We start from the raw sequence: 19140 nt of genomic DNA, 5'->3' as shown, positions 1-19140 counted from the left end.
TTTGGTTTATTTTCTTTTGTAAAAATTCAAAGTGACGCTGGCAGCATTGGATTTTTCACTGATCGTATAAAATCCTTTTCCATCGGCGTCCATACAAACGGCCTCTCCTTGCGGTTCCAGCGCGACCAGCAATTGCTTTGTAGCAGATTGAGTCAATGTTTGCCCCACAGATTCGCCCGCCTTTATTTTCCAATAATATACAGCAAGATAAGTTCTGATGAGGATTTCGCTGCCATCTTTGGAAATATTTCCAGCCGTAGCTAACCCTACGCCAGGCACCGTTCCTACTCTTTCGGCAACAATTGTTTGCGATGTAGACTGTGGAAAGGCAAGTTTATAAATTCCGGTGTTCTGCCCTTCTTTTGATATAACAAAAAGGTCTTTGGTGGTCGGGTCCAGCATTAATGCCTCCGCGTCTCTGGTTCCGTCCGGATAACTGAATGTGATCTTTTCCAATTTTGTCTCGTCAAAATTCGCATTTGCATCACTCACTTCCGGAACCCTGTAAATCACACCAACCTGGCTTTTGGGCTCATTGTTGTTTCCAATATCACCGATGTAAAGATAATTAACACCTGCATTCGGACCGGGGCCAATCTCCACATCCTCCCAATCCCGGTTAGCAGCACCTGGAACCTTCATTTCCTTTATATTTTTCCCGTCTGCACTTAACAGATACAACGAGCTCGGCTGGCCTGAATCCTGGTTGATCCAAAAATTTCCTGGCATGCTGTAACTCGGGACAATGCCGGATGCTTCGTCAATAATGCCGGGGGTAATTGCCACTTTCTGAGGCGTCATATCGAAATCGGCGGCGGTCGTAGGGTTTGTAGTGGGGTCGGTATCGCAGGAACAGTTCACACAAAAAATAATGGATGACAAAACCACTCCTGCTTGTCTGCTCAGCCTTTTATATAATTTCATAAAAAACACTTCATGTTAGATTTGCTAAAAATACGTACTTTTGCGGCATTTATTATCAGGCAGTTTCACTATATCAGTATTAAAAAAGTTATATGTTACGTACCCATACCTGTGGAGAGTTAAGCTTAGAACATGTAAATCAAGAAGTTGTATTGTGTGGCTGGGTTCAGCGTGTCCGTGATAAGGGAGGCATGATCTGGCTTGATTTGCGTGACCGCTACGGACTAACTCAGCTTCTTTTTGAAGAGGGGAAAACACAGGCTGATGTGCTTGAAATCGCGCGCTCATTAGGCCGCGAATTCGTTATTTCAGCAAAAGGCCAGGTAATTGAAAGGCTTTCTAAAAACGATAAAATTGCCACAGGCGCTATTGAAATCCGCGTTTCCGAGCTTAATATTCTGAATCCTGCTAAGTTGCCTCCTTTCCTTATTGAGGATGAAACGGATGGCGGCGATGATATCCGGATGAAATACAGATATCTGGATTTGAGAAGAAATAATGTTCGTAAAAATCTGCAATTAAGGCATCAGGTTGCGCGTCATACACGTGCATATCTGGACGACCTGGACTTTATAGAAGTTGAAACACCCGTATTAATAAAATCCACACCGGAAGGTGCGCGTGATTTCGTCGTGCCGAGCCGCATGAACCCGGGTGAATTTTACGCACTGCCGCAATCTCCGCAAACATTCAAGCAATTGCTCATGGTAGCAGGTTTCGACCGTTACTATCAGATCGTTAAATGTTTCCGGGATGAGGATTTACGTGCCGACCGTCAGCCTGAATTTACGCAGATAGACTGTGAAATGTCGTTTGTGACGCAGGAAGACGTGCTTAATACATTTGAAGGACTTATCCGTAACCTGTTTGCAAAAGTAAAAGGACTGGACCTGCCGGAGGTTCCGCGCATGACTTATGCCGATGCAATGCGCCTTTACGGCTCAGACAAGCCGGATATCCGGTTTGATATGCAGTTTGTTGAATTAAAAGGAGCTTCGCAGGATCTTACTTCGGGCAAAGGTTTCGGTGTTTTCGACGATGCCGAGTTGGTTGTGGGCATCTGCGCACCGGATAGCGCCGTATATACCCGCAAGCAGATGGACGAGCTGACGGACTGGTTGAAACGTCCGCAAATCGGAGCCAAAGGCTTGATTTATGTTCGTTATAATACCGATGGTTCACTGAAATCGTCCGTTGACAAATTCTACGCCGAAGAGGATATTAAGAAATGGGCTGAGGCGTTTAATGCTAAGCCAGGAGATTTAATTTTGATCCTTTCAGGCGCAGCAGACAAAGCGCGCAAGCAATTGAATGAGCTTCGCCTTGAAATGGGAACGAGGCTGGGATTGAGAAAACCGGATGAATACAGAGCATTATGGGTGCTGGATTTCCCGCTTTTGGAATATGGAGAAGCTGAAAATCGCTGGTTTGCCATGCACCATCCTTTTACCAGTCCGAAGCCGGAGGATATTGCGTTACTGGACGGGAACTTAGGAGCAGTTCGGGCCAATGCATACGATATGGTAATCAATGGCGTTGAAGTTGGCGGAGGTTCTGTAAGGATTTTTGAAAAAGAGCTTCAAAAGCAAATGTTCGGAATTCTTGGCTTTACCGAGGAAGAGGCTCAGGAGCAGTTCGGATTTTTAATGAATGCATTTGAGTTCGGCGCTCCTCCCCACGCTGGGATTGCGTTTGGATTCGACCGTCTGTGTTCCATCTTTGGCGGAGCGGACTCTATCAGGGACTTCATCGCGTTTCCAAAGAATAATTCAGGGCGTGATGTGATGATTGATTCACCCTCTGTTATATCGGACGCACAATTGAAAGAATTGGCGATTAAAGTAGAATAGTGAAAATATTTATCGGATTAATATATTTTACCGGGGAATTTAGATATTGTAAGATTTCGTAGTTTTACTGCTTGCTTGGTCAAGCACCCCGGATCAAATTAAGAAATGCGTACCGACGCGATTTAATATAATTAACACTGCATGCATTATTTATCTAAAACAGTTAACGCCATCCGGATAGCGTTTTTTATCCTACTGATAAGCACAGTCACTCAAGCCCAGGATCCAGTACCACAGACCCCGACCACTGTACCGGGGCAAACCACCCCGACACCATCAACCGGAGCGCCCGTTTCCAATTCGCAGGCTGTTGAGTTCTATAACCAGGCCAAGCAGTCGGGAATGTCTGATATGGACATTGAAAAGGCAGCATTACAACGCGGTTACACGCTGGACGATATCTCTGCCATGCGGAAACGCCTGGAACAGACTTCCAAAGACAACACAAAAAACGATCCTAACAGAGACCAGCTGGACGAAACCCGGGAGCAGGATGATCTGGACGAGTTGGAAGATGAAACAAACAACGAAAGAGACACGACCGCTGCTGGCAGAGCGCGGTTGAGAAGACTGGACAGAACATTTGGCTCTTCGTTTTTCAGAGGAACCTCAACCACATTTGAACCGAATTTACGTATTCCTACGCCAAGAAATTATATACTAGGTCCTGACGACGAGCTTGTTGTAGACATCTACGGCAATTCAGTAGATAACTTCCGCATGAAGATCAGCCCGGAAGGCACAGTTAAAATGCTGAATCTTGCGCCGGTTTATGTAAATGGATTGACCATCGAACAGGCTAGCGAAAGGATTATCAACAGACTAAGACAAGCATACTCAACATTAAATCGCCCGGGATCCGGCACCTATTCCACGATTACACTGGGTAACGTCCGCAGCATCCGGGTTATGATCGCCGGTGAAGTTGTACGACCCGGAACTTACACTGTTTCTTCTTTATCCACTGCCTTCAATGCACTTTACGTCTCAGGAGGCCCGGGCCGGAATGGTTCTTACCGGAACATTGATATCATCAGAAATAACAAAGTAATCCGTCAGATTGACTTATATCGGTTTCTGATTGATGCTGATTTAAGGGATAATATTGCTTTGCAGGACCAGGATATCATTTTGATCCGCCCTTATGAAACCCGACTGGAACTCACCGGTGAAGTTAAGAAAAGTGGGATTTTTGAAGCCAAAGCAGGCGAAACTGTAAAAGACATCTTGAAATATGCAGGTGGCTTTACGCCTGAGGCATTCACACAATTGATTCAATATCAGAGAAACACTGGCAACAACTTCATAATTGGAAGCATTGACTCTGCTCAGGTAAATACTTTTATCCCGAAAAATGGGGATATATATAATGTTAAAAGGATTCTGGAAGTAGTTGCTAACCAAGTTGAAGTACGCGGCGCAGTAACAAGGCCCGGCATATATCCACTGGATGAGCGCACCAAAACGGTTAAAGAATTGATTACGATTTCGCAAGGGATCAGTCCACGCGCATTTCTGAACCGCGCACTTCTGGAAAGATCAAGCGGTGACACACAGACCGGGCTTGTTGCCATTGATCTGAGGAAACTGATGAACAATGAGATTCCGGATATAACCTTGCTTCCTGGTGATATCCTTACCATTAAGTCGGTGGAGGACCTTAAAGAATTTACTTTCCTGTCGGTTAAAGGATCGGTTATCAATCCGGGTGAATATTATTATTACAAAGATATCACCATCGCGGATTTGATATTCCAGGCAGGCGGCTATACAGAAGGCGGTATCCCCTACCGTATCGAAGTTTCGCGCAGGGTTAAAAATGATACAACCGGGCTTCCTTCGGACCAAAATGTCCGTATTTTCACATTGGACGTTGCCGATAACCTGACATTGAATGAGCAGGACCAGAAGTTTACGCTCTACCCTTACGACATTGTCCTGGTGCGTAAATCGCCAAGATATGAGACGCAGAAAACAGTTACGATTTTTGGTCAGGTAACCTATCCGGGAACTTACACCATTCTCAACAACTTCGAAAAAATATCGGACCTGTTCCCTAAGGCAGGTGGCATGCGGAAGGAAGCTTACATAGAAGGAGCGAGGTTTTACCGCAACCGGGAGTTAGTTGCCCTCGACCTAAAAGCTATCATTGAGAAGCCATCTATCCCGGCAAATTTACTTTTGGCTGATGGAGATACAATTTATATCCCAAAGAAATCGGAAATGGTTAGGATCCAAGGAGGTGTTTATAACCCTTCACTGGTAAACTATGATCCAGGATTCAACTTCCATGAATACATTTCGCAGGCCGGTGGATTTGCCGAAAGAGCCCGTAAAAACAGGGTTTACGTATCTTACCCAAATGGTAGGACGCACCGTACAAGTAAGTTCTTGTTTTTCAGATCCTACCCTAAAGTTCAGCCAGGATCTACGGTTACCGTTCCACTGAAGGAACCGAAACTGGAACAGCCAATGTCGAGAGGAGAAAGACTGGCGATTATATCCCTGTTTACTACCCTTGCCATCGCTCTCATCCGTATTCTTTAAGATAGTATGCCTGATATTCATTTAGAAAAGACAACCGATACCGTCGAAATCAGCTTTCTTGAGGTAGTCGGATTCTTCAAAAGATATTTTTTAGTGTTGGTGATTGCTGCCATTGCCTTTGCGGTTCTTGGCGTTGCAATCAGTTTCCTGCTACAAAAAAAATATACCGCTCAAACCATATTGCTGCCTGAGTTAGGTTCCAGCAGAAGCAGTTCCTTCTTCAGCATGGCCCTGGGTGCGGGTTCTGACCCGAGTGGAAAGCTTGTTCCGGAACTTTATCCGAACATCCTCTCAACAGTCCCGTTCGGACAGTATTTATTAAAAGTTCCAGTTACGGACCAGGATAATGTTTCCTATCCCTCGCTTGAGAATTTCATGAAAAGAGATAGTTCGCAAAGCTTTCTATCCCGCCTCATGTCATTTGGAAGGGATAAACCGAACAAACCTGAGAAAAAGGCTGCAACGAGCAATGAGCGGATCATTTCGTTCACGCCGCAACAGGAAGCAATGGTTAATGCAGCTAAAAGCTACGTTCAAGCTACGGTTGGGACCAATGACGGAATTATCACTATTGAAAGTGAAATGACCGATCCCGTAGTTGCCGCGATATTGGTTGAAGCCAGCGAAAAATATCTCATTGAATACGTGACGAATTATACCGTATCCAAAACAACGCAGCAAGTTGAGTTCCTGCAAAAACGGGTAGAGGAAGCGAAGAAAAGACAGCAGAGCGCAGAATATGCCTTGCAAACATATAGAGACACACACAGAAATACGTTCTTGAACGTAGCCAGAATTGAAGAACAACGATTGCAAGCGGAGTATGTGCTTTCACAAGCCATATATTCAGACCTATCCAATAAGCTCGAACAGTTTAAAATCCGGGAAAAAGAAGAGAAACCAGTATTTAAAGTGCTTGAACCTGTGCGCGTGCCATTAGCCAAAAGCAGTCCGAAGCGATTATTTATAGCCATCATTTTCTCCGTCCTTGGCGTATTTATAACGCTCTCTTACATCATATTCTTCAAGGAAAAGCTTCATAGACATTTTGTGTAATTCATAAATCAATAAGAATAAGTTTAAAACTAAATACAACTAACATGCTAGATTTGACCGGTAAATCAATACTAATAACAGGAGGAACTGGTTCTTTAGGTAAAGCATTGACCGAAACGATCTTCCAAAGATGGCCGGGCGTGAAAAGGTTAGTAATCTTTTCAAGGGATGAGCAGAAGCAATTCCAGATGGCGCAGGAATACACACCAGAAAAATACCCCCAAATTCGTTTTTTCATTGGTGATGTAAGAGATGAAGAACGATTAAGAAGAGCTTTCAAAGGAATCGACTTCGTTATACATGCTGCTGCTATGAAGCATGTGCCTATTGCAGAATACAATCCTTCGGAATGTGTTAAGACCAACATTAACGGCGCGCAAAATGTAATTAATGCATCCTTGGACACCGAGGTGAGCCATGTTGTTGCGCTGTCAACAGATAAAGCTGCCGCTCCGATCAACCTTTACGGCGCCACAAAACTAACGTCCGACAAGCTCTTTATTGCTGCCAATAACATCCGTGGACGTAATCCTATCAAGTTTTCGGTGGTGCGTTACGGTAACGTAATGGGCTCTAACGGTTCCGTGATTCCTTTTTTCATCAATAAAAAGAAAACCGGTGTATTGCCGATAACAGTTGAAACGATGACCCGCTTCAACATCTCCCTGCAAGGCGGAGTTGACATGGTTTTGCATGCGTTGGAAACTGCCTGGGGAGGCGAACTTTTCGTTCCTAAAATTCCATCTTATAATATTCTGGACATTGCGCAGGCCATTGGCCCCGAATGTGAGCATCGCGTAATCGGTATACGCCCTGGCGAGAAGATCCACGAGGAAATGATTACAACCTCGGACTCATTCTTTACTTATGATTTAGGTAAGTACTATGCCATTGTTCCTCAGACTCCTAACTGGAATTTAGCGGATTTCATTGCACATTTCGATGCAAAGAAAGTGCCTGATGGCTTTTCATATAATTCCGGAAATAATACAGAGTGGGAAACAGTTGACAGTCTGCGCGCGTTGATTAAGGAGCACGTAGATTCAGATTTTACAGTTTAATTTTTTCGGGTATGATACCATACGGAAGGCAAAACATCACTGAGAAAGATCTAAGGGCTGTTACGGATGTTTTGAAATCCGATTACCTGACCCAGGGTCCGAATATCCAGGAGTTTGAAACAGCATTTGCAAAGTATGTAGGGGCAAAATATGCTGTTGCGGTTGCAAATGGAACTGCCGCGCTGCATTTATGCGCGCTTGCACTCAATGTAAGTCCGGGGGACAAGGTGATAACAACGCCGATTACATTCGCAGCTTCTGCGAATTGTATCCGCTATTGCGGAGGCGAAATTGTGTTTGCAGACATTGATCCTTCCAGTTATTTAATTGATATCAATGCTGTAAGAAGCCTTTTGGAAGCATCGCCAAAAGGGACTTACACAGGCATAGTTCCTGTCGACTTCGCTGGCAGGGCCGTTAATCTGGAGGAAATAAAAAATCTTGCAGACGAATACGGTTTGTGGATTATTGAAGATGCATGCCACGCGCCAGGAGGCTTTTTTACAGACTCTGAGGGCAACCAGCAGCTTTGTGGAAACAGCAAATTTGCAGATCTTGCTATATTCAGCTTCCACCCTGTTAAGCACATTGCTTGTGGGGAAGGCGGAATGGTCACAACAAATAGCATAGAGCTGTACCAAAAGCTTCTTGCACTCCGTACACATGGCATCGTAAAATCCAATGACCTATACGTGAATAGCATAGAACTGGCTGGTGGAGACGAAAGTTACCCAGGCTGGTATATGGAAATGCAGACATTGGGTTACAATTACCGCCTGACCGATTTCCAGGCTGCGCTTGGAACAAGTCAATTGAAAAGGGCCGACGAAGGAATCGCGAGACGCAGGCTGATTGCTCAAAAATACAACGATGCATTTTCAGGAAAATCCTTCATTTCAGGACAAAGCGGCGTGGATGCCGGTCATGCTTATCACCTTTACATTATAGAAGCGGACGATCGTCTAGGTCTTTATAACCATTTGCGGGAGCAGAAAATTTTCGCGCAGATCCATTACATTCCCTGCCACTTAATGCCTTATTACCAAAGCTTAGGCTGGAAAGCTGGTGACATGCCGAAAGCTGAAAGCTATTATCGGAAATGTATCAGCTTGCCGATGTATCCTACGCTGACGGATGAAGAGCAATTATTTGTGATACAGTCTGTTAAAGAATTTTACAATGAGTAAATCCCTGGCGATCATTCCGGCAAGGGGCGGCAGTAAGCGGATTCCGAAGAAAAATATTAAGGATTTTCTCGGTAAACCAATTATCGCTTATGCCATCGAGACGGCGCTGGCTTCTGGCCTGTTCGACGAGGTAATGGTGTCTACGGATGATCAGGAGATTGCCGCTATTGCAAAACAATTCGGCGCTGCGGTCCCATTTTTAAGGACTGAAAAGAACTCGGACGATTTCGCCTCTACTGTTGACGTGATCAAAGAGGTTGAGCGAGAATATTTATCCCGTTTTTCAAAGAGGTTCGATAGCATTTGCTGTATATATCCTACTGCACCGCTGATCAGAAAAGAACATCTGGCAGAAGGGCTAGCATTACTCAATACATTCAATTACGATTCTGTATTCCCGGTTGTACCATTCTCGTATCCCGTTTGGCGCGGATTACAATTGAATGATGGGAAGATAGAAATGGTGTGGCCGGAAAATAAAAATGTCCGGTCTCAGGATTTAAAACCGGTTTATCATGATGCCGGTCAATGGTATTGGTACAATCCATTGCGCGTTACCGACTCGCTTTTTAGCCCAAACAGCGCTCCTGTAATTCTTTCAGAAGAGGAAGTGCAGGACATTGATACACATTCAGACTGGTTAATGGCGGAGATGAAATTTCGATTGCTATATGAAAAGTAAGCTATACATTAGAACGGATGGAAGCCCCAGTATTGGCCTAGGTCATCTCGTTAGATGTATAGCTTTGGCGAAAATGCTCGTTGACGACTTCGAAATCATTTTCGCCTGCAAGCAAGTTCCCGAAACCATTATTGAAGAAATAAAAACAGACGGTTTTCAGTTGCTTCGGTTAGACAATGATGACGACCTGATATCCATTTTGTCAGCAGACGACTTGGTCGTGCTGGATAGTTACGAATTGGAAAGTGACTATCAGAAATCCATTAAAATGATCGGCTGCGGCTTGATCTGCATTGATGATCTGCATGAGAAAACGACATATGCGGACCTCGTGTTAAATCATACGCCCTGCGTTTCTCCGAGTGAATATCCGGCACAGCCTTATACGCAATATGCATTAGGCCCAAATTATGCCCTGATCAGACCGGCGTTTTTAAATCTGGCAAAAAAAGGCAGGCTGCCTGGTAAGAGCGATTCTGTTTTGATATGTTTCGGAGGATCGGACAGCAGAAATTTAACAAAACTTGCAACTGAAGTAGTGCTTGACACGAAGCGCTTCAAAAAAATAATTGTAGTTACCGGTGCTGCTTATGCTCATCACGATACAATCGATGAGATTCTGAGCGAGCAGGAAAATGTGCTGCATTATTCGAATATCAGTGCAGAGGATATGGCACAACACATGTCAGAAGTTGACCTCTGCATTGTTCCCTCGAGCGGGATTTTAACGGAGGCGCTTACCTCGGGAGCCAATATCATATCCGGAATGTATGTTTCAAATCAACGCTTTGTTTTTGAAAACTACAAGGATGCAAATGCTTTCATCAGCGCAGCAGATTTTTCTAAAGAGAATTTAACAAAGGCGGTTGAAACATATTTCAGCCAGGGTTCTGACAAGAACCAGCAGCTAGTTGATGGGTTGTCGGGTAACCGGATTCAAAACCTTTTCAGGCAATTATTAAACGAGAAAAACTTTGCTATAAGGGACCTGGCAAGCGATGATGCTGAATTGACTTACAAATGGGCAATTAATGAAAACGTCCGGAGATATTCCCTGAGTAAAGGCAAAATTAAATTTGAAGAACACATTGCCTGGCTGACGCGCAAACTGGATGATCCGAAGTGTAAATTTTACATTGCGTCTCTTTCCGGAAAACCTGTTGGATCAATCAGGTTTGATATAGATGGGCAAGAAGCTGTCATCAGTTACTTGTTGGATCCGGCATATCATGGCAAAGGTCTTGGCGCAACGTTACTTAAGCAAGGAATTTTGTCTTTCATTAGTGCCCCGCATTCGGCGAATTTGATCTCCGGGATAGTTATGAGAGAAAACATCTCATCTTGCAAAACATTTGAACGCTTCGGATTTGTAAAACAAACAGACGGCGAAAATTATAAATACACTATGTATATCGGTGATGAAAATAGGAACATTTGAAATCAATCAGGACAGCCCCGTATTTATTATTGCTGAGCTTTCGGCAAACCATAACGGCAGCTTAGAAACGGCCATAGCAACGATCAGGGCAGCAAAACGTGCGGGAGCTGATTGCATTAAGCTACAAACTTACACGGCGGATACCATTACGATCGATTCGCGCATGGACGACTTCCGCATTGGCGGAACGATCTGGGACGGACAATATCTTCATGATCTGTACCAGGAGGCTTACACGCCTTGGGAATGGCACGCCGAACTATTCCGGGTAGCGGAAGAAGAAGGTTTGATTTGTTTTTCCTCCCCTTTCAATCCAACGGCTGTCGAATTTCTGGAAAATCTTAATGTTCCAGCTTACAAAATCGCTTCGTTCGAAATCACAGATATCCCGCTTATTGAGCTGGTTGCTTCTAAGGGTAAGCCTGTGATTATTTCTACCGGGATTGCCACGGAAGAGGACATTGAGCTTGCATTGGATGCTTGCAAAAGACAAGGTAACGATCAGATCGCCCTGTTAAAATGCACATCAAGCTATCCGGCGCCAATTGCGGAAGCAAATATGACGATGATCAAGGACTTCCGCGAACGTTTCAATGTTATCAGCGGACTTTCCGACCACACCATTGGCAGCACAGTTCCCATTGTTGCAACAGTTCTTGGTGCCAAAATCATTGAAAAGCATTTCATTCTGGATAGATCGATCGGTGGCCCGGATGCTTCCTTTTCGATGAACGAAGCTGAATTTTCCGAAATGGTAAAATCTGTCCGCGAAGCCGAACAGGCCATTGGAAAAGTGGATTATCAGTTGACCGAAAAGCAGGCAAAAGGGAAAGATTTTTCGCGATCTCTATATGTAGTTCAGGACATTGCTGCGGGAGAAAATGTGACAACGGCGAACGTGCGGTCCATTCGTCCCGGCTTCGGACTTCACCCGAAACATCTAAAAGACATTATAGGAAAACCTGTAAAGGAGGATATCAAAAGAGGATCCAGGATGTCGATGGACAAAATGGCCTAGAGAACTGGCTCATAACAACAAAACAGCACATTAGAAAAAGGTGATATTAAGCTTGAAACAAAGGATTGGTAGTATTCAAAAGCATCCGCTTGTTAAAAATAGCTTATTGTATGTACTCACTGACGCCGTCAACAAAGCAGTTCCTTTTCTACTTCTTCCATTACTCACGCACTATCTGCTTCCAGCTGATTACGGCATTGTCGCCAACTATAATGTTTATGTCAATTTCCTGGCAATATTCATTGGGCTAAGTGTTCAGAGCATTATCTCAGTCAATTTTTATAAACTGGATAAGGCAGAAATCGGGAAATATATTTTTAATATATTCTTCGTGATAACGACAACACTTACAACTTGCGGGCTAGTTATTTTCTTGTTCAATAAGCAGATAGAAGAGTTTCTTTCTGTAACTCAAATCTTCGTTGTGAGTGGACTGGCCATTGGCCTTTCTCAGGTTCTCAGCTCGATAAGCCTTATTATTTGGAGATTGGAAGAACGGCCACTTGCTTTTGGTGGCTACCAGATTTCCCAAACGATTTGCGATGTTGTTATATCACTGATTCTGATTACCATGTTCAATATGGGATGGCGCGGAAGGCTCATTGGCATCGGCACCAGCTCTGTCATATACGGTTTTATCAGTATCTTTTTATTATGGAAACGGGGCTATCTCAACGCCTTTTACAACAAATCCTATATCAAGGAAATATTGGGATTTTGCCTCCCGCTGGTGCCTCATGCATTAAGCATCTGGGCAAGGGCTGGATCTGACAGACTCATCGTGTCTAAGCTGGCAGGAGTTTCTGCAAGTGGTATTTATGCCGCAGGATTTCAGTTTGGCTTGCTTATTTCATTTCTGACCCTTGCATTTAACAACGCATATGCACCCTTTGTTTATAAAAGCTTATCCATTTCGGATGAAAGTATTTTAGAATCGAAGAAACAAAAGTTGGTCAGGTTCACCTATTTATACATTGTCGCGTTATTAGGATTAACATTCATTGCATCAATTGCTTCGAATTTTGCAATTGACAATTATTTGTCAGCAAAATATGCGGATGCAAAAATGTATGTAGGGTGGGCCCTTTTTTCCCAAGCCTTTCAAGGGGTCTACCTCATGTATGCGAGTTTCATTTTTTTTGTAAAAAGGTCTGGATCCCTTGCAATAGTAACATTTGTATGTTCAACCCTGCAAGTAGCATTATCGTACTATTTAGTTAAAAGCGTCGGACCAATCGGGGCAGCTTATTCGAACTTTGCGATCAGCGTACTCAACACTGCGATAGTCATGATTCTCAGCGCCAAAGTCTACCCAATGCCATGGCTTAACTTCCGCATGATTTTTGCGAGATCGTTAAAGCAGCTTAAAAAAACATACTATGATTAATACTTTAAAGAGAGAAGTTGTCAAGCTGGCGGAGAAAAGTAAACTATTTCGCAAAATATATTGCCAATACAAAAGGTCAAAATCGATCAACTTTCCGGCGTTGGCTGAATCCAGGCGGTCGGCGGACATCTTCGATCTGGAACAATTGAGCTCGCCCCTGCCCTATTATCCCCTATTCTATTTTGACGACTGTAATTATTATGGCATACTATGCCGCTTACTTGAATACAGCAATATCAAAGTTGGTAATGCCAGGCTTCCATTGCATGAAATATATTTAGAACATGGAATTGTCATTGGAAGTGTCGTCCGGGCAGATTCGGTTAAGCTCGCCAAAACAACGCTCACATATAGCAGCTATCGTGAAAAATATATAGCTGAGAAAGCCAAAAAAACTTCCATTTCAATTGGCCCTTATATCCACTACGCTGAAAGTTTGCTTAATCAAAGGGATCTGGATGATTTAAAGAAACAGCTTGGCCGGGTACTATTGGTTTTCCCCAGCCACTCCATTGGTGCAGTATTATCCGAATATGACCAGCATGAATTCTGCAATGAAATAGAAAAGAGGAAAGTTGGATTTGATACGGTGTTGGTCTGCATGTATTGGAAAGATGTACAGAACGGAGATCATGAAGCATACAAAAAAATGGGTTACAAGCTCACGACTGCTGGGCACCGCGACGACCTGTATTTTCTGAATAGGCTAAAATCGATCATCATGCTTTCCGATATGGTGATTTCGAATAGCACCGGCACACACGTAGGATACAGCATCTATTTAAATAAACCTAATTATCTGTTTAAGCAGAATGTAGCATTTGTGGCAGTGTCAAAAAGTGGGGAGTCACTCGTAAAAAATCACTATATGCCGGACGTAACGGCTACGAAAGACCGGGATAACCAGATGCTATATGATGCTTTTAATGTTTTCCAAGATCAAATAACTGACGATCAATACAAACTGACCAACTACATTTGGGGGTTTGATTGCGTTAAAACCCCCGAGGAACTGAAAGCTATTCTTTTCGGATAAATCCTTGTTGATGTACAACTTATGACAATTTCCCTGCCAAGTATCACCGTCAAAAAGGATCTCAAAATTGATATCCGCAATCTGATATGCATCAATCTGGTGTTAATCGCTTTCGTTGATTCGTACCCGGTATATAGTTCAATGTTGTTTGTTAAAGTGGGTGTTTACGGCTTGAAGTTTTTGAATTTGTATGCATTTCTGTTTCTGCTATTCAAAAATAATTACAGAAACTATATCCTTGCAGCACTTTTCCTTCCAATGTGGTGGGCGTATTACAATGAAGATTCACTGATTATATCCTTTCAGCTTCTGTATTCAGGCGTTTTTCCGGTCTTAACTTTTATCCTGCTGAATGACGAAGAGAAATATAAGGTTGCACGGTGGTATATCAAGGTGTTTCTCTTTTTAATGATAATCGGGATTCCCATTTTCCTGCTGATCAATATTTTCGGTATTCCGCCTTTGTTTTCAATTCAGCGCGGTGAGCTAGGTAAAGGCCGGCTATACGATAACTATTTACTTTTCTATTGGTCGCGGGCAGGTGTAGAAAATCGGTTCAGCTCGGTGTTTGATGAACCAGGTGTTGTGGGCACAATTATCCCGCTCATTCTCTATTATTACAGGCGAATGCTGACTGGATTTGAGTACTGGATACTAATCATTACAGGAATTCTATCGTTTTCGTTATTCTTTTTAATTGTCTTTTTGCCTGTCCTCTACTTTTCAAATACCAGGTTGCTCTCAACGAAACAATTAATGCTGCGACTGACTTTCTCGTTTGTCTTCATTTTCATTTCATATGTTGCATTTGTATTCATTGCAAGGAGCACAAAAGATGACCCGATCCTGGCATTAAAGGTCTATCACCGTTTTGAGTGGAAAGACGATTGGATCGTTGGGATAGTAAACAACAGAGATACCCGGATCAGAGGTTTTGATTCCATGTACCAAGGCTTTGCCAAGGGAGATAATGCTGATTTTTACACAGGCAAGGGCAAAGACTATATGCTGAAAGAATATGGAGGATCTACTTTGTCTTACAGAGTTTTTGTACTCGAACGAGGCATTATAATACTGGTATACCTGGCATTTCTCTTTGCATACTTTCACCCGTGGCGTCAGTATTTGATATTCAGCCTGATATCCATGGTGCTCCTGGCTCTGGTTTTCTTTCAACGGCCAGGATTATTTTCCTTGAATTACTTTTTACTTGTTTATGCAGGATTAACACTATTTAAAATGCAGATTCCGCATAAATCAAAAAATATTGAAACTGATAATGAAGATCGTACACATTATTCCATCGTTAAGTAGAGGGGGAGCAGAGCGGTTTGTTATTGATCTCTGCAATGAGCTTGCAAATATCGAATCAACAAATGTTTACCTGGTCTCATTGAGAGATAATTCTGACTCAGACTCGTTTGTATCAGAATTGCATAACCAGGTCAACTATATTTCATTTGGGAAAAAACCAGGATTTGATGCTAAAACCTTATCAAGAATCACTCGGTGGATTAATGAGTTAAAGCCTGATGTGGTAAATACGCACATTAATGCATTCGAATATGTCAACCTAAATGTTTTTTTTAAGCTTCCTTCCAGCACATTTTATTTTCATACCGTTCACAGTAGAGCTGCTCAGGAATGTCCAAATAACATTTTGAAGCAAGTCAGGAAGCGTTACTATAAAAATGACCGGGTTACGCCCATTACCATTTCACAGGATGGCAAAGCCACTTTTAAAGAGTATTATGGCCTTAATAATGACGTTACAATTGTAAATGGTCGTCCCGAATTGTTACCAACATCAGCATTGCCTGGTATTAAAACGAAATATGCTTTAAGAGAAAACGAATATCTGTTTCTGAATGTCGGCCGGGTGGTTGAGGTAAAGAACCAAGCCATGCTTATCCGATCAGTCCAGAGATTTAATAAACAGGTCGCTGATAAGAAATGCAGACTATTGATCATCGGCGATTTGAGGGAACGAGATATCGTCGAAAAGTTGCAGGAACTTGTTAAGGATGATCCTTATATAGAATTGATTGGCGCAAAGGATAACATTGTGGATTATCTCTCCATTGCGGATGCTTTTTGTCTGTCAAGTCATTATGAAGGTATGCCGATCTCTCTCATTGAAGCGCTATCGGGCGGTTGTATCCCAATCTGCACTGCGGTTGGTGGAATCACCGAAATGATCACGGATAATGTAAATGGATTTCTTAGCAAGGAAGTCACCGAAGAAGCTTACCTGGAAGCGATCATGGCCTTTCATCTATCAGGAAACAAGCTAGAAATAGCTAAAAATGGTGTAGCCACTTTCACGCAACATTACCATATCCGCTCGACGGCCGGGAATTATTACCGGCTATACAAGCACCGTATGATGTCAAAATAAACGAGATTTTTTTGACGGGCAGATTCCATTAGGCATGGTTGTTGTCCGACCAGCATTAATCAATTACTCCGCTTATGAAACTAACAACATTCTGGGCAACCATTATCTGCCTTCATTTATTTTATTCCCAGGCGCATTCCCAACGCAAAGTTTTATCCTACGATTCAACCAAACACTCGAGCAGAGTCAAAAAGGCGATCATCAAACTGAACATTCAAAAGGACTTTGGTGCGATCCCTAATGATACCATTAATGATCATGCCGCATTCCAGGCAGCATCGGAGTTTATTAATAGCCGGAAAGGAAATTGCGAACTGCTCATACCAGCTGGAAATTATATTGTAGGCAAACAGATAAAATTGAGCAATCGCGATTACTACTATCGTGGTGCAGATGTTATTCAAATTCTTAATGCAAAGAACGTTACAATAAAGGGCCAACCTGGAACCAAGCTGAAATATGATACGGGCTTCCGGTTTGGCTCATTTAATCCCGAGGACGGCTCAAGCTCAAACATCTCAGTAGAATGCACACCTAAACCAGGAGCGACTTCCGCAAAAAGGGCTGATCTGGGAAGGTGCATTGTAGTGGCAAGCAGCAGCAATGTTAAGATCGAGAACTTGGTTCTGGATGGCAATTTTTATGCTGAGAACCTGAATAACATGAATACTTTCAATATGAAGTGCATGGATAAAAAGAATACAGCCTTTGATCCTGAGAAGATTAACATTGGTGGCGGATATGGTGATTGTGGAATCCAACTTGCTCATTATGGAGTGATGATTGCACATTCGGGCAACATTGTTGTCAGGAACGTTACTGCCAAGCGATTTGGATTGGACGGGATTCAGATAGCCAACTCTCACACGGAGGCAGGCCAAAAAAATGTGAAACTTATCCAATGCGACCTCAACTTCAATGCAAGAACCGGGTTAGCCATTATAGGTGGCGATAAAATTGACGTGATCAGTACATCGATAACAAGAACTGGAAATTGCTTGTACGCTGCCACGGGAACTGGCGTTGACATTGAAGCAGAGATTGATGCCAAAAGACAAGCAAGGCAGGTTACTAACGTTAAATTCTTGAAGTGTAAATTCAGCAATAACAGTTCCGGGGAAATTTTGGCAAAGTTTGGGTTAGGATCATCAAACATTACATTTGAAGACTGCGATATCAAAAGCTCTAGCCTGGCTATCAATCTTGGCAGAAAGAATTCCGGATACAGATTTGTCAACAACAGAATAAGCGGCACAAAGGTCGTTGTACTGGAAGACAAAAAAATTGATGTTATGGCCCATCAAAGCGAGCAGAAAAAGACTATAAGCGCAAAAGGCGTGACTTCGTCAAGAACGGAAAACCCATCTAATGTTTTTTTAAAAAACGTTCTGGTTGAATAGCCTTAATAGCAATGACCAAAAGCCATAACTGGCAAAAAACAGTTTAATGAAAGTACTTGTAATCATTAATGACATTTCACAAGGTGGTGGAGAAAAGCTGCTAGTTTCTTCTCTTCCTATCTTCAAAAAGAAAAATATTGATATCAACGTTTTGCTGCTCAATGCCGCAAATTCGGTTCCATCCTTCCTGGCCCATATAGAAAATGCGGGCATTACTATTCATGATCTCCGGATTTCCAACTTTTACAATCCAGTGTGTGCGCTTGAAATATGGAAATTCCTTAAAGCCAACTCGTTTGACGTAGTTCATGTGCATTTGTTCCCAGCGTCCTATTGGTCCAGCTTGGCAATTTCCACGCTTAAAACAAAGCCAGTTTTAATATTTACTGAACATAGTAATCATAACACGAGACGTGATAAGCAATATTTCAGACCGCTCGAAAAAGCCTTTTATCGTCCTTATAATGCGATCATTGCAATTACCGATAGTGTAAAAGAAAAATTATCTGAGTGGATCGGACAGGGTGATAAAATTAAAGTAATAAATAATGGCGTTGATCTCACTACTATTGCAAATGCCAGTAAGGTTGAAAGGCAGCATCTCTGTGCTGAACTGAATATCCCAACAAATTCGAAACTGATCCTTATGGCTGCCGGTTTCAGATATCCAAAGGATCAGGCAACACTTATCCGGGCATGTGCATTGCTGGGGGAAGACTTTCACTTGTTATTAGCAGGTGAGGGTGAGGCAATGGAAGCTACACAAAAGATAGCCGCAGAATGTGAAGTGCTCGAACGTATACATTATCTGGGATTTCGAACAGATATATCCTCACTCATGAAATCCGTTGATTTGAATGTACTTTCTTCCGAATACGAGGGAATGTCTGGTGTAACCTTGGAATCACTCGCCGCAAATGTGCCGTTTTTAGGCTCCGACGTAAATGGTATACAGGAAATTGTACCAAGCGAAGATTTTCTGTTCAAACCCGCTGATAGTCAGGAATTAGCCAGTAAAGTACGGGCAATCCTGGATAATCCAGATGCTAGCGAGGCGATGGTCAAAGCAGCAAAATCCTTCGTTAAGAATTTTGACTTGGAATTCATGGTTGACAAGTATATTAGTTTATACCAATCATTACTCAAAAAGTAAAAT

The 19140-nt window shown here is 42.8% G+C and carries 15 protein-coding genes; 14 read left to right on the top strand and 1 reads right to left on the bottom strand.

Annotation, left to right across the window (positions count from 1 at the left end; all coding sequences use genetic code 11):
• Positions 1-6: 6 nt before the first annotated feature.
• Complete coding sequence (locus tag L0660_RS02295) at positions 7-924, bottom strand: PE-PGRS family protein (protein WP_235157454.1); 918 nt, start codon at positions 922-924, stop codon at positions 7-9.
• 92 nt (positions 925-1016) lie between these two features.
• Here L0660_RS02295 and aspS point away from each other — a divergent pair, with 92 nt between their 5' ends.
• The 14 genes from aspS (at position 1017) to L0660_RS02225 (ending at position 19137) form a co-directional block, all read left to right on the top strand.
• Entirely contained in the window at positions 1017-2774 is a 1758-nt protein-coding gene (gene aspS / locus L0660_RS02290) for an aspartate--tRNA ligase (RefSeq protein ID WP_235157452.1), read from the top strand.
• Positions 2775-2915: 141 nt separating this feature from the next.
• Positions 2916-5321: an SLBB domain-containing protein gene (locus tag L0660_RS02285; RefSeq protein WP_235157448.1), complete on the top strand. Its 2406-nt coding sequence runs from the start codon at positions 2916-2918 to the stop codon at positions 5319-5321.
• A 6-nt stretch (positions 5322-5327) separates the two neighbouring features.
• Positions 5328-6377, top strand: coding sequence for a Wzz/FepE/Etk N-terminal domain-containing protein (locus L0660_RS02280; protein ID WP_255712123.1), 1050 nt, complete (start codon positions 5328-5330; stop codon positions 6375-6377).
• 44 nt (positions 6378-6421) lie between these two features.
• Positions 6422-7438, top strand: coding sequence for a UDP-N-acetylglucosamine 4,6-dehydratase (inverting) (gene pseB, locus L0660_RS02275; RefSeq protein WP_235157442.1), 1017 nt, complete (start codon positions 6422-6424; stop codon positions 7436-7438).
• Positions 7439-7449: 11 nt separating this feature from the next.
• Positions 7450-8625 (top strand): UDP-4-amino-4,6-dideoxy-N-acetyl-beta-L-altrosamine transaminase, encoded by a 1176-nt coding sequence (gene pseC, locus L0660_RS02270; RefSeq protein WP_235157435.1) that lies wholly within the window; start codon positions 7450-7452, stop codon positions 8623-8625.
• Positions 8618-9307 (top strand): pseudaminic acid cytidylyltransferase, encoded by a 690-nt coding sequence (pseF, locus tag L0660_RS02265; RefSeq protein WP_235157431.1) that lies wholly within the window; start codon positions 8618-8620, stop codon positions 9305-9307. The genes pseC and pseF overlap by 8 nt, the downstream gene beginning before the upstream one ends.
• On the top strand, positions 9297-10745 hold the full coding sequence (gene pseG, locus L0660_RS02260; protein ID WP_235157427.1) for a UDP-2,4-diacetamido-2,4,6-trideoxy-beta-L-altropyranose hydrolase: 1449 nt from the start codon (positions 9297-9299) through the stop codon (positions 10743-10745). The genes pseF and pseG overlap by 11 nt, the downstream gene beginning before the upstream one ends.
• Positions 10726-11763: a pseudaminic acid synthase gene (pseI, locus tag L0660_RS02255; protein WP_235157423.1), complete on the top strand. Its 1038-nt coding sequence runs from the start codon at positions 10726-10728 to the stop codon at positions 11761-11763. Before pseG ends, pseI begins: the two co-directional genes overlap by 20 nt.
• Positions 11764-11815: 52 nt before the next feature.
• Positions 11816-13150, top strand: a complete 1335-nt coding sequence (locus tag L0660_RS02250) for a lipopolysaccharide biosynthesis protein (protein WP_235157421.1) — start codon at positions 11816-11818, stop codon at positions 13148-13150.
• Positions 13143-14186 (top strand): hypothetical protein, encoded by a 1044-nt coding sequence (locus tag L0660_RS02245; RefSeq protein ID WP_235157417.1) that lies wholly within the window; start codon positions 13143-13145, stop codon positions 14184-14186. The genes L0660_RS02250 and L0660_RS02245 overlap by 8 nt, the downstream gene beginning before the upstream one ends.
• A gap of 21 nt (positions 14187-14207) precedes the next feature.
• Positions 14208-15500, top strand: coding sequence for a hypothetical protein (locus L0660_RS02240; RefSeq protein ID WP_235157416.1), 1293 nt, complete (start codon positions 14208-14210; stop codon positions 15498-15500).
• On the top strand, positions 15466-16584 hold the full coding sequence (locus L0660_RS02235) for a glycosyltransferase (RefSeq protein ID WP_235157415.1): 1119 nt from the start codon (positions 15466-15468) through the stop codon (positions 16582-16584). The genes L0660_RS02240 and L0660_RS02235 overlap by 35 nt, the downstream gene beginning before the upstream one ends.
• 74 nt (positions 16585-16658) lie before the next feature.
• Positions 16659-17984, top strand: coding sequence for a right-handed parallel beta-helix repeat-containing protein (locus L0660_RS02230; protein WP_235157413.1), 1326 nt, complete (start codon positions 16659-16661; stop codon positions 17982-17984).
• Positions 17985-18030: 46 nt separating this feature from the next.
• Positions 18031-19137, top strand: a complete 1107-nt coding sequence (locus L0660_RS02225; RefSeq protein ID WP_235157410.1) for a glycosyltransferase — start codon at positions 18031-18033, stop codon at positions 19135-19137.
• Positions 19138-19140: the final 3 nt, after the last annotated feature.

Source organism: Dyadobacter sp. CY351 (genome assembly GCF_021502625.1).
Lineage (GTDB): Bacteria > Bacteroidota > Bacteroidia > Cytophagales > Spirosomataceae > Dyadobacter > Dyadobacter chenhuakuii.
This window is presented reverse-complemented; position numbering and strand designations above follow the sequence as displayed.